Origin of the sequence: Acetatifactor muris, assembly GCF_024623325.1 — a bacterium.
GTDB lineage: Bacteria > Bacillota > Clostridia > Lachnospirales > Lachnospiraceae > Acetatifactor > Acetatifactor muris.
In genome coordinates this window covers 34,971-48,605 of the sequence record NZ_JANJZD010000001.1, presented here as the reverse complement: position 1 = coordinate 48,605, position 13,635 = coordinate 34,971, and the positions used below count along the sequence as shown (strand labels likewise).

Annotated in this window: 9 protein-coding genes and 1 tRNA gene; 3 read left to right on the top strand and 7 right to left on the bottom strand. The window is 42.5% G+C overall.

Annotated elements, in window-relative coordinates:
• Window position 1: 1 nt before the first annotated feature.
• The 5 genes from NSB25_RS00260 to NSB25_RS00240 all read right to left on the bottom strand — a co-directional run bounded on the left by NSB25_RS00260 (window position 2) and on the right by NSB25_RS00240 (window position 8,126).
• A complete protein-coding gene (locus NSB25_RS00260; protein WP_103239563.1) occupies window positions 2–1,492 on the bottom strand; it encodes a radical SAM protein in 1,491 nt (496 codons plus the stop codon).
• Between the two features lie 14 nt (window positions 1,493–1,506).
• Window positions 1,507–2,424, bottom strand: a complete 918-nt coding sequence (locus NSB25_RS00255) for an alpha-1,2-fucosyltransferase (RefSeq protein WP_172455067.1) — start codon at window positions 2,422–2,424, stop codon at window positions 1,507–1,509.
• Complete coding sequence (locus tag NSB25_RS00250) at window positions 2,384–3,394, bottom strand: DUF268 domain-containing protein (protein WP_207656155.1); 1,011 nt, start codon at window positions 3,392–3,394, stop codon at window positions 2,384–2,386. The genes NSB25_RS00255 and NSB25_RS00250 overlap by 41 nt, the downstream gene beginning before the upstream one ends.
• The gene (locus NSB25_RS00245; protein WP_242982395.1) at window positions 3,342–5,414 is read right to left on the bottom strand and encodes a hypothetical protein; all 2,073 of its coding nucleotides are present in this window, start codon (window positions 5,412–5,414) and stop codon (window positions 3,342–3,344) included. Before NSB25_RS00245 ends, NSB25_RS00250 begins: the two co-directional genes overlap by 53 nt.
• Before the next feature lie 1,335 nt (window positions 5,415–6,749).
• Window positions 6,750–8,126, bottom strand: a complete 1,377-nt coding sequence (locus tag NSB25_RS00240) for a zinc ribbon domain-containing protein (protein ID WP_103239561.1) — start codon at window positions 8,124–8,126, stop codon at window positions 6,750–6,752.
• Window positions 8,127–8,458: 332 nt separating this feature from the next.
• Between NSB25_RS00240 and NSB25_RS00235 the strand changes: the two genes are divergently transcribed.
• From NSB25_RS00235 to NSB25_RS00225, 3 genes are all read left to right on the top strand, one after another.
• A tRNA-Val gene (locus NSB25_RS00235) sits at window positions 8,459–8,532 on the top strand.
• A gap of 298 nt (window positions 8,533–8,830) precedes the next feature.
• Complete coding sequence (locus NSB25_RS00230; RefSeq protein WP_103239560.1) at window positions 8,831–9,376, top strand: Uma2 family endonuclease; 546 nt, start codon at window positions 8,831–8,833, stop codon at window positions 9,374–9,376.
• 142 nt (window positions 9,377–9,518) lie between these two features.
• Window positions 9,519–10,205, top strand: a complete 687-nt coding sequence (locus NSB25_RS00225; RefSeq protein WP_242982394.1) for a PHP domain-containing protein — start codon at window positions 9,519–9,521, stop codon at window positions 10,203–10,205.
• A gap of 143 nt (window positions 10,206–10,348) precedes the next feature.
• Here NSB25_RS00225 and NSB25_RS00220 read toward each other — a convergent pair whose 3' ends face one another.
• Together NSB25_RS00220 and rhaB are read right to left on the bottom strand one after the other, a co-directional pair.
• The gene (locus NSB25_RS00220; protein WP_103239558.1) at window positions 10,349–11,608 is read right to left on the bottom strand and encodes an L-rhamnose isomerase; all 1,260 of its coding nucleotides are present in this window, start codon (window positions 11,606–11,608) and stop codon (window positions 10,349–10,351) included.
• A gap of 333 nt (window positions 11,609–11,941) precedes the next feature.
• A complete protein-coding gene (gene rhaB, locus NSB25_RS00215) occupies window positions 11,942–13,339 on the bottom strand; it encodes a rhamnulokinase (RefSeq protein ID WP_103239557.1) in 1,398 nt (465 codons plus the stop codon).
• Between the last annotated feature and the right edge of the window lie 296 nt (window positions 13,340–13,635).

Here is a 13,635-nt window from a genome sequence, read left to right as displayed (position 1 = left end):
TCTATACCTTTTTAAAATATGAGTCCGTATCCTGATACATAAAACATTTTTTGCACCACTCATCTGGATATCTGTTCTTCAATATATTTTCTCGAATTTTTACAATTATCTCATTATTCCACGCATCCATAATATTATCATAATCAAACAAATATCCCTGCGAATTCAATTTCCCTCTGACCACTGCTGCGCATGCATGAGGAATCATATTTTCTACATATCGTTCTTTCTCACATCCTCGAACAGGCCATGTCTGAAAAGATTCCCAAAATACAGAACACTCCCTCTCATAATCTGCCGGTTCCGGAATCCCTATCTTCACGCCTTTTTCTTTTGCATATTCCTCAACTTCAGCAAGTGCTTTGGTTATTTCAATATCTCCTGACTGATATACATTATCCGATGAAGTGTACGGCGAATAATCATACGACAACAGATTAGTAATCCAGAGTTCAAAATTTACTTTTCGCAGTAATAAATCATCAATAATACCCCGCAAATATCTGAAATTACTCCTTGTAAGAATATTTACTGCCCGAATACGTACGTTACTGTTCCTTCCCAAATACTCCAGCATGTCCATTAAATCACAATATTTCATTCCCTGTTTTATTGCATTATGCTCTTCTTCTTTCGATGATAATATATCAGTTGCAATATATGTAATATATTTTTCTCTTTTAATAATCTCATTCAAATAGTCCCTTTTTTGAAATAATTCTTTCCAAAAATCTGTCTGCAATGATACATATCCATAATTTTTTATTACATAATCTATCATTTTTAGTACTTCAGGATTAACAAATGGCTCTCCTGTACCACATATATGAATATGTGGCACCCCTCCTTGTTTCGCCATATCAATCATTTTGCAAAAATCTTTATAGGACAACATATAAGGTAAATTATATGTATTACTCACCTCTCTCGCTGCTTCACCATGATAAGAACAAAACAGGCATTTATTAGGGCATGCAGAAGTTATTCCAATTGTTATTTTCATGGGTGGATAAGATAGTACTGCTTTTTTCCTTGATTCTCTTGCCCACATTCCTCTTGTATAAATCTCGTCATAGTCAAATATGCTGCTTTTCAATTCAATTTTATATTCCAGTACCTGATTCAAAAGTTCTATTTCGTATTTTCGAGAAGCAATCAGTATTACTTCTCCAGAATATCTTTTTAAGATGTCATCAACTGAATGAATTACATAACCGTAAACATTTTTTCCTATTTTATCTTTAGAATTATCACCCCAATTTGTTATTTCTTTACCCATTACATTTAATAATCTAACGAGTTCATTTCCATCTTTACCTGCCCCTATCACAATATATTTTTTTCTATGGGACAATTTTTCAAAATGTTCTAGCTGATGGCATATGCATGTTTTTTCCTTATGTTCTCTACTATAGTCCTCTATTTTATCAACTTCCTGCATCATATCCCATAAAGGCAACATGCTTATTCTTTCTAAAAAATTATTATCCATGATAATCTATCCCCTCATATTTTAATCCAATCGTTATGATATAAATCACATTTCTCACTTGTATTAAACCATTTTTGTGGCGCGATAACCACCTTTCCAGCATTAGCATTCAACCTTTGCGCCCACCAGCTGAAGGTACTGTTAGATATTATATAGTGATCGCACTGTATCATATAATACCAGGATTTAATCGTATTTTTTTCTGTGCACACAGTATAAGGATAGCAAAATTGCATATTTCTTTTTATATAGTCAATATCATCCGAAAAAATCACAAAATAACATTCACCAATCTGTTTTACTATCTCATCCATTGCACGATAATAATATTTATCTGTACATACCTCATGCACAGCATTTCCTACATAATCTCCCCTTCTTATATGAACGCAAACCGTGTTATGCCTGTATTCAAATGGCCATTCAACAAGATATCTCTTTACCTTTTTTTGTAAATCATTCAAAACAAACTGAAAATATTTTTCATTAGAAAAGGAACCTGCAATAACAATCGTATTATGTCTAAATAAATTATGAGGTATATCCGGGTTATTATGGTTGCAAAAAAATACGCCAAACAAGGCAAATATGCGTCTGGTTACTTCATTATCTGCAAAACTATATGCTATAAATTTTTCATATAATTTAATTAAAAAATTCTGAAATCTGTAAACAAATGTTTTTTTCTGTTCATCAGATAGTATTCTTTCCTTTATGCCTAAATTCCTCAGTTCGAATTTTCTCTTACTCTTTTTCTGAAATTCCAGCTCAAACATAATTGAATAATTATATCTTTTTGCAATTTCAAGCCCCGCAGCATATTGAAATAATTGATTGCCCAATCCGCCTTGTGTTTTTATAATTACCTTTCTGTCTGTTTTATTTGTATTTTTATAAATCAATATCCTTTTTAACAAATTCAAACAACCCACACCAATATTCTCCAACATTATCATATTCACACTCTTTAATGCTCTCTGCGTATGCATTTTGATCTTTCACAATTGCAATATCCTGTAATGTCATTTTGTGAAATAATCGTATTATTGTCTTTATCGCAAAAATCCTGTGAGCATTAAATATCAACTTATTACTTGGTCCTACTGGCACGCCAATATAAATATGTCCTCCGGGTTTTATTATACGCTGCATATTTTTTATTACTTTTCTATATGCTGCAGGGTCTATCTCATCCCCATATCTACCCAATCCAAAATGTTCCAAAGCATGAAACGAAGATATAGACTCTACAGAATTATCCTTAAACTGTTCCAGCTGAGTTGCATCGCTCTGTATAAAATGTAGATTTGGAATATCAAACGGAAGAGGCCTGATATCAATATAATTGACTTCTCTGAATATCAGCAAATGAGCTATGAATCCATCCAGTCTTGAACCAATATCGTAATGTTCCTTCGGATTATTTTGATATATTTTTTTACCTCCCCATATATCCTGTGCAAAATAATGAGTGGATGGTTTCCCGGCAGACATATATTTATCAGATGTAATAATTTTCAGGTTCTTACAGTCATAAAGAAATAGTTCATCTCTGCTTTTTTCTTTATACAATTCCACATCATGCACAATTTCTCCATAACGTTGTGTTTCATCGCTGCGTTCGTTGAAAACATCTACTCCAATTATTTTTTCAGTGTATATACCACACTTAACTAACTGCATTTTTATATCATCATAATATTTTGATGTGGTAATAAGTATCCTATCATAATCATATTTATTTAGGTCGGCAGGTCGTATCCACCCAAATGGCAGTTCATTTATATCCTCAAACTTTTTATCCGTACATGCAACCACATCAAATTTATCTTCAATTGCAGCTTTATATTCATAATACGTCTGGCCAATTCCCCATATTATTACTCTTTCTTTTTGTATCATATATACTTTTTAAACCTTTCCAGATTTCATTCCCTTTATTTTGATGCTTAATTGGTTCTATTTTTGCACCTTTTAACGTCTTAATATAGTTAAAAATATAATCATAGCGATTTTCATATTCCTGTTTTTCACACTTTTCACTATACTCATCTGATATCTTTATGTGTCTTTTTACATGTGTCTTTTTTCCCTTTGCAAAATTACTACAATAAACAATCCCTCTCCTTGTGTTTATCACATATATTTCACCATTATTTTCCCAGGCATTCATATATCTAAAATACTTGTCATAATAGTTTTCACTGTCATATACTACCTCCTCAAATTCCAGATTACTAATTACATTCGTTGTCTTATCAAGTATAAGCAACATATTTGCATCACGTGGCAACAAAAGAAGATATTTTTCAAATGATACAATTTTATAAAAACTAAAGTCACCAGTCTGATATTGCATCGGAAATTTATCTATAAATTCAACTTTTTTACGTTTTCTGTCCCAATGAAGAATTTTATCTGCTTTCTGCGGTACGAGCCAGACATTATTCTCATCTCCACATACACCTGAAATTCCACCTGTCAGCAATTTATTTCTGTAAACATTTACTTTGTTAGATCGCAATTCCAATTCAATAATTTTCTCACTCTTCAATGATGCCATATAAACTGAATCCTTATCTACAAAAATACTTCCCCATGCATATTGATGCTTTGATTGATCCTCATGTAAAATTTCATCTAAACGGATATACATGATATCCTCAGAATCCATATCAATACATAGTATATTTTTATATACACATGGCATCACATATAGTTTATTTCCCCGTATAATTCCATCCCCAAATACCATTCGCCTGTTTACAGTTTCTCTTTCATAATCAATGTAATGAATCTCACCACTTATAATATCATAAACAGCTATCTTCACCGGCACCCAGGGTAATATAAATATTTTCGCTTCATAAATAAATATTTTTCTATACTGTGGCCCATAATTTTCTATCGTTTCATCTCGCGGAATTCTTGCCACTAACTCTGCATAAAAGTTCTCTTTATCCATTCTGTATATTCCATGATCTTTTACAGAGAAAAACCACCATCTACCTTGATACTCCACAATATCATCCATTGCCAGCGAAAAGTTATTCTCCGGCAGCGAATTCACATCTTGCATCATGGTAGGTTTTCCCGTCTTTTCATACAAGTTCAGTACACTGCTCCTATCTCCATAGTAGGCGTCAGATAATACTACAGCACGGTCCATGTCCGCACTTTCATCATATATTCCCCATCCCGCCCTTTTATACTCTTTAACAATCTTTTTATATTTGATATTAATTTCAGGGCACATTGCTTCAATCGTTGCACAAATCAATGGATGTGGTCTCCAAAATAATGTTACTTCATCTCTATTTTCATAAAATACTCTTAGTGTATCCTGTATCTTTATAAGCATTTTATCTCGGTGCTGCAGCAGCGCCGTCACAGTGGTATTATAGAAAATAATCTTCTTCCAGCTCCCATCCGGCTTCCGGATAACCTTCATCCACTCCTCCGGAATCACCAGGTCCTCCTTCCTGGTACTTAAGACCTTATCCACCTTCGGGGAACCCAGCCCCAGGATCTTTTCTTCCCAGTATGGCTGCTCATACCCCTTCTGGCCATCCATGAACTTCGTCATGATCTTTATGTATGCCTGGCGCATGGCCTCCGACTGCACAATCACCTTATCCGCATACAGCACTCCCGGAACCTGGCAGAATTTCTCTACCCCCTCCAGCTCCTGGGGATTCTCCGGGTCGATTTCTCCTAAAATGAAATACGGAATGTACACCAGCTTCTCCGTAAATTTTTTCAAATTCTTAGAATAGAAAAAAGGATGCACACTGGTTACATAGTTGCATTCGTCATAGGGATTGTGGATATAAATCATATCCGGCCTGCGTTTTTCAAAATCGTAATCCTCGTACCAGAGCAGAGGGATATTGGAGGAATACTGTGAAAATTCATTGTGCATCTCCCCAAAGCTCCCATCCGGTTTCTTGTCATAATAAGGGATGGGAATCACATAGGCATCACAGTTCGGATCCGCATCCGCCGCCTTCCAGACACTCTCCAGCGAATCCCACATGGATGCCTTATATGGAAGAAACACCACTTCCAGCCGCGTCTGAATCTCATTTTTTATGCTGCTCTTTATCTTCAGAGCCCACTGGCGGAGAATCTTGTAAACTTTGTTCGCCCCCATGGGATTTCCCTGTGTAAGCTCTTCGTGAATCTGGAAAAGTTCTTCGCAGTATCTCTCCAGCAAAGGGATGGCAGGGGTATCTTCTCCTTCCGTCTTCTCAATCAACTCCCCCAGAGACATGGCTCCTTCCTGGCAGTCTGCCAGCAGGCTCAAAACGGTCGGAATATTCTTTTTTTCAATTTCTTTTTTGATTTCACTGTGTGCCTGCTCAAGCAGTTCCAGGAAATCTTCCGCCTGCTTTTTATGGAGCTTTCTCATGTTATCCTGCATTCCTTCCGCTTTGTATGGAAATTTATTGTGAGAAGTACCCGCTTTTTCAAGTCTGCAATCGGTCTGCAAACGCAGTCGCCAAACCTTATTTTCTGTGTATTTCCTGACCACCAATACTTCGCTTGAATTCGATGGTATAGTGTACATAGCCATGTCATCATTTCATAATTGATCCAAACTGTCACATATCCTCAGATATTCAGAATATGCACTGCTGTCTTCTCACCTATGCTCTTTCGTCTCATTGTCAAGTACTATCAACTCAACGGAATCAATGAAATGAAGTCCTGAAATCGAATTCATTTGTAGATTCAATTCATTCCGAAATCGAAGGAGTATTCTCCAAATCCATGGACTGTTCATGGATAGCTTCTGATTTTATTAAATAAGGCACATTGGACATCAAGTGAACACCCTTGCTTTTTTAGAAAAATCTTTTAAAAATTCATCATTTCCCAAAAATTCTTCCAAAGTATCTCCTGATGCTGCGGTTTCCGACATTTGATGCTTCCACCGCTTCGCTCCCCGGTACCTCATGTCTTCCATGTTCCCGGGGTCATGGCATACCCAATACACAATCTTAAGATTGTCTTCTAATGCCGTATCGTTTCCCCTTCCGGTTCAACGCTTTTCTATCATGAATGAACGCGCTTCCAGTCCGGGCTTTCACCCCCGGTAAAATCCCGATTCTCATCGGAACTTATCTGAATCGCCATTCTCAGGAACTATCCCGAAATAACTTGTGCGACATAATTCCTTTATACCCGAAAAATATACCCAAAACCTGCATGGATTTGCACAAGTTATTTCTGGACAGTTCCTTGTTTGTCCTCTTCAGTTCACAATCTTCCCCGCAAGCCCCCGCTTCAGCACATTTCCCGCGGTGTTGGTCTTCTCCTCCGCGCTGTGCCCACAGGCCCTGCAGGTGAATGTTCCTGTCGCTCTGCTGCCCAATGCCCCGCAGCGGCTGCATTCATTGCTGATGTCTTTCCCCAGTACTTCCACAATCTCCACAGACTGTTCTCTGCACTTCTGCTCCAGACGTTTCCTGATGTAGCCCCGGTGCCACATGGCAACGGAATGATTAATTTTCCGGTTAATGCCGCCAGCCTGGGGCTTTGGCATTTTAACCAGGTAGATGACTTTCGGTTTCTCCGTCTGCAGCAGGCGATTCAGCTCATGGTTGATATACCCGTGCATTTGCTCTTCCAGGCGTTTCTTCTGCGCCTGGTATTTTTTGCGTCCGGGATTGTCCTGACGATTGCGGTTATAGCTTTGAGTCTGCTTCCGCATCCAGTCCGCATATGTCGTCTGAAGCTTTCCCAGCTCTTCGCCGTAGCAATGCCCTTCCTGAGTAGTCAGCATAGTAAACATTCCAAATGCCAGCCCCACCTGATTTGTATAATCCCAGTGAAACCTGGCGGTCACATGAATCGCCGCCCTGATTTCCAGACGCTTTTCCCCCGGAAAAAGCTGAATATACAATTGGTTATTGTACTGGTTGCTGTCCGTGAGAGGTACAAAAATCCGCTTTCGCTTTTCTTTCGTGGAAATGTAAATTCCCTTCTCCCGGCCATTGTCACCATAGCGGTAGGCTCTCTCGGCTATGGAAAACCCAATGGCCGAACGATTCTGCTCTCCTGCTTTCTTCCTTTCTTCTGTAGAAAAAGAATGAGATGGTAAAGTGTGATACTTTCTTACCTGTCTGCACAGGTAACGATGCAGTTTTTCCGTATCTGCCTGTGCCGCCAGATTCTCGTATTTCTTTTGGATTTCCCGCGGCAGTTCCAACTCCTTTATCGGCTGTTGACTCAGAACCGCCGTAAAGGCATTGTTGACTTTCAGGAGAAAACGGAGATAATGCTTTTCTTCCTCTGTCAGATTCTCATTTTGACCGATGAGCTTCAAAAGCTTTGACTTCGTTCGTGTCCACTGGCCCTTGATGTCTCCCAGCGCATCAAAGACAGCCAGATAAAAATACACCGACGGCAGTCCCAGCTCCGCCCGCAGCCCGCTTCCCGTCATTTCATTCTGGACAGTATATCCCGGATAAAGCTTCCACAGACTGCCAATCCCGCCAAAGCGCTGGTAAACGTACTTTTTCACCTTATTGTAATCCTCCGCAATCTCCAGCAGCTTCTTCATGTCCTCTGCCGGGATTGCGTCCTTATTGTATTGGCGTACTGTTCTGCATACCGTATCTGGCGGCATTTCTGCTCCCTTTTATCCAAAATTGCGGTTGTAACCTGATTTCTGACTTTTGTGGTAAAATTCTTAAAATGTGTAGTTTTCGGGAATTTTTTTCATAAAGGAAAGAATGGGAAATACTACTAAAAAAGAAAATGGATAACACTTGATTTTTTGATAAATATGTTATAAGATAAACTAGACTTTTGAATGCATTTTGTTTTCTCAAAAACTACAGCTTTTGAGAATCTTTTTCCTCGCCACTTTCTCGAACTCATAGTTGAAAGTTCTACGGTTGATATTTCTCAAAATTTTTCTTCCCATTTCACGCAGTCTGTGATATAATGTCTTTGTTTGGAAGCATAGCTCAGCTGGGATGAGCGCTCGCCTGACTAGCGGGAGGCCAAGGGTTCGAGCCCCTTTGCTTCCATTTATTACAATGGCTGCAAATCAAAGGTTTGCGGCCTTTTTTGTGCTCTATTTCTCCCCTTGCGTACTTTATACAAAAGCTTATTAAATGCACTAAGAAAAACGGATATTGGCCTTTAGAAATTTTTAGTGAAAAGATCGTAATATCTCTTTTATTTTCATGTCCGGGTCTGTTATAATGAATCATGCAAAAACGAAAAACACTTTAGAATGAGGGATGTTAACAAATGAAATATCCTTTAACTGCTTAAACCGCTTCGGCACTTTAATAGAATCAGACGGAAAGCGAGGAATCACCCATGGCATTAGTACAACAAAAAAGTTATACAATAGATGATATCTATGCCCTGCCGGAGGGCCAGAGGGCAGAACTGATTGACGGTCGGCTATATATGATGGCGCCGCCAATCAGAATTCACCAGAAATTGATTTCGCAATTTACCAAAATTATCGGAAACTACATTGACACAAGGCAGGGCACCTGCGAAGTCTATCCTGCTCCCTTTGCGGTATTTTTGAATGAAGATGACCTGAACTATGTGGAGCCGGATATCAGCGTCATATGCGACAAAGGCAAATTGAATGACAAGGGCTGCAACGGGGCTCCTGACTGGATAATTGAGATTGTTTCCCCCAGCACAAGCCGCATCGACTACGGTATAAAACTTTTCAAATACCGTTCTGCGGGAGTGCGTGAATATTGGATTGTAAATCCATACAAAAAATCTGTCATGGTCTATGATCTGGAAAAAGATGAACAATCAAACCAATACGATTTTGATGATGCCATTTACTCATGTATCTATAAAGACTTGAAAATTAATATCGCTCCCCTGCTTTTATAGGGAAACCAGCAGGATTCTATCCTGTCATAACCAAAACTTGTCATGAATTTTGTCACGATATATACAAAATGGATAAAATAGCGTTCTTATCAAAGAAATTTATACATTCAAAGAACAACAAGCTTGTAATGGTGGAAATATAATGAAGCTAACTTATAACAAAACCGACCTGCACACGCACACCTGTGCCAGCGGGCATGGGACAGGAGACAGAATCCTGGATCTGGCAAAGGAAGCCGCCAGACGGCAGATGGAAGTGCTCGGTATCAGCGACCACGGACCGGCCAGCCCGGGAAGCGCCGGACTGTCTTACTTTCGCGGACTGTCTCTGGGAGAACCTGTCCGTTTCGGCGTCACTGTCAGATACGGCGCCGAAGCCAATATTCTGGATATAGACGGCCGTCTGGACATTCCGGACGAAATTCTTCAGACCCTGGATTACTGCATCATCAGTATGCACCGTCCGGTCTATACCTCCGGTTCCGCCGCTGAAAATACAAAGGCCTATCTCCGCGCCATGCGTCATCCCAAAGTTAAAATTATCGGTCACTGCGATGATTCCCGGTTTCCGGTGGATTATCGGGAACTGCTGGAAGGCGCGCTTTCCTGCGGTGTGGTTCCGGAGCTGAACAATGTATCTCTGCTGCCCGACAGTTACCGCAGAGACTGCCGGGAAAATTCCATCCGCATGCTTCGTACCTGTGAAACTCTCTCCTGCCCCGTGGTTCTCTCCAGTGACAGCCATGGCAGAGAACATATCGGAGAGGTAAACGCTGCTCTGGCGCTGACAGAAGAGACTGGTTTCCCGGAACAGCTGATCCTGTTCTGACACGGTGCTTCCTCCCCTGCCGTGCCCTGTCCCACAGCCCGGAGGCACCTCTGCAGTACATTTCCGCCAACCGTTCTGTGCAAAAAGAAGCGCCGTACTGCCTTCCGCAATACAGCGCCGCCTTTTTATCTGCCTGTCAGCTCCTATCCTCTCTTCAGCTGAACTTCCTCCTCATACTTTCTGATTTCACCATAGAACTCTTTATCTGAAACCACGCCGCAACGACGGCAGTACTCATTCCAGATATCCCCGAAGGGCAATGTCTTCACCGCCTCCTGCTCTACCATCAGCTCCGTCATCCTGCTCTCATCCTGAAGCTTTTTCAGCTGGGCATGGGGCATGCACATTGCGGAAAGCAGGGCTTTCTGCCAGCTGCGGAAGCCCATGGCCCAGGCGGACACACGATTGATGCTGGCATCAAAATAATCCAGCGCCATGTATACACGGTTCAGACCGTCACATCTGACAATCTCTTTTGCAATTTCCTTTGTCTCGTCATCGAAAAGCACCACATGATCGCTGTCCCAGCGGATGGGTCTGGTAATATGCAGCGCGATTTCCGGGAAAAAGCAAAGCAGGGCCGGAATCTTATCTGACACCACTTCGGTAGGATGGTAGTGGCCGTTGTCCATGAGAGGCAGGCAGCCTTCGTGGGTGGCGGCAAAGCTTAAAGTGAATTCCGCGCTTCCCGCAGTGTATGCCTCCACTCCAATGCCAAATACTTTCGACTCCACACAGGGTTTTACCTTATCTCTGTCATAAGGCTCGGACAAAATCTGCTCGATAGAATCCTTATAACGCATCCTGGGACCCATGCGGTCGGCCGGAACATCCTTGAATCCGTCGCCGGTCCAGATATTCATGACGCAGGGCACTCCTGTCTCCTCTGCAAAGTACTGAGAAATCCGAACACACGCCTTCCCGTGCTCAATCCAGAATTTCCTGGTCTCCTCATCGGGACTGCTCAGTGTCAGACCATCCTTAATTTTGTCATGGGAGAAAAAGGTGGGATTGAAATCGATGCCCATATTTCTCTCCTTTGCGAACTCTACCCACTTACGAAAATGCTTCGGCTCGATTTTGTCTCTGTCCGCAAACTCTCCGGGCTCAAAAACCGCATAGCTGGCATGCAGATTCAGCTTCTTTTTTCCGGGCATCAGACTGATGGCCTTGTCCATATCCTGCATCAGCTGTTCCGGTGTCTTCGCCTTTCCGGGATAGTCGCCTGTGGTCTGAATTCCTCCGGTCAGCGGACCGTCGTGGTCAAAACCGATGACGTCATCCCCCTGCCAGCAGTGAAGGGCTACCGGCGCTTTCATACAGTTTTCCATGGCTGCTTCCACGTCCACGCCATAGGATGCATAAATCTCTTTTGCAGACTCAAATCTCTCCTTACCTATCATTTCTTTCTCTCCTTATTAAAGTTCCGCGGAAGCCGTTCAGCACCCGGCTCCTGTGATACATTTCCGTCTGCATGTAAGCAGCCGCAATTGTATCAGGGTTCTGCACCGCTTCCGCTGTTTAAAGTTCCGCGGAAGCCGTTCAGTACCCGGCTCCTGTGATACATTTCCGTCTGCATGTAAGCAGCCGCAATTGTATCAGGGTTCTGCACCGCTTCCGCTGTTTAAAGTTCCGCGGAAGCCGTTCAGCACCCGGCTCCTGTGATACATTTCCGTCTGCATGTAAGCAGCCGCAATTGTATCAGGGTTCTGCACCGCTTCCGCTGTTTAAAGTTCTCACTCATATTTTATGATGTCAAAGGAATCAAACACACATTTTCTGGCAGCCTTCAGGTCTGTCAGCTCTCCTGCCGTAATCATCTGCGCCGCAACATTGCCGATGGCCGTTGCTTCCGTAGGGCCTGCGTATACCGGAATCCCGGTGGCTTCCGCCGTCAGCCTGTTGAGGTAGTCCGCGTTGGCGCCTCCGCCCACGATATGGATGCAGTCATACTTGCAGCCTGTGATGCCTTCCAGGCCCTTTATTGTCCGGGCATAGCATTTTGCCAGGCTGTTGTAGATGACAGAGGCAATCTCTGCAAGGCCCTCGGGCACCTGCTGTCCCGTCTCCCGGCACGCCGCCCGCACTTCTTCTGTCATATTGGCCGGGGCAAGGAAACGATCGTCATTGCAGTCCACAATAGATGTAATGCTGCATCCGGAAGCCATCTCGCAGATTTCTCCAAAGCTCAAATCTCCGCCGATCTCTTTCTTCACAGACTGTATCATCCACAGTCCCATGATATTTTTCAGATAGCGGAAACGGTACTCATAACCGCCCTCATTGGTCAGATTATTGGCTTTGCTCTCCGGGGAACAGTTTGCCTGCATCCTTTCGGTTCCCAGAAGCGACCAGGTGCCGGAGCTGATATACAATGCATTGTCACTGTCCGTGGGAACCGCAATCACGGCGGAACCCGTATCATGGGTGGCCGGTACCACAACTTTACAGGTAAAGCCCACTTCTTCCTGTACTTCCCGTGTGAGTTCCCCAAGCATCGTGCCCGGGGTCACAATTTTACGGAATATTTTCTTCGGATACCCCAGCTTTTCAATCAGCTCCATATCCCAGTCCTTTGTCTCAGGACAGATCAGCTGTCCTGTGGTGGCCTCGGTATACTCTGTGGCCGCCACCCCGGAAAGCAGATAGTGAAAATAATCCGGCATCATCAGCAGGGTCTCCGCCTCTGCCAGCTGCTCCGGCCTGCGCACCTTTAACGCCATCAGCTGATAGATGGTATTAAATATGGCTTTCTGGATTCCCGTGCGGGCATACAGTGCATCCTCGGGAATCACTTTATATACCTCTTCATCCATTCCCCTGGTGCGTCCGTCCCGATATGCCACAGCATTACCGATACGTTCTCCCTTATCGTCCAGAAGCACGAAGTCCACTCCCCAGGTATCCACACCGACGCTGACGGGAATCTTGCCCAGTTCACCGCATTTCTTCATTCCCAGCTTAATCTGGGCAAACAGCTCGTCCACATCCCAGACATTCTCTCCATCCTTTTCCACCATCCCGTTGGGAAAGCGATGGACTTCCTCCAGCACCATCTTCCCGTTCTCCAGATGAGCCAGTATATGGCGTCCGCTGGATGCTCCGATGTCCACGGCCAGATAATACGGATTCATTCGCAATCTCCTCCTTTCGTTCCTCTGCAAATCTATCGTCTGCAAAACGCTGCATCTGCGGTCCCCTCCCCGGTTACCGGAAAACAACTGTTTCCCTCGTCCCCGGCAGATTTCTGCAGCTTATGTACACTCTGGTATCAGTATATTCTCATATGACTCAAATGTCAATAAATCTTACACTCACTTTATTAGTTTTATGTTGTTTTATTTTGATTGTTGTTGTTTTCATTCAGAAACCCAATCCAGGCTGAACCTCAGACACTGGGAAAGTGCCGGATGTTCAGCCTGGATTCTTC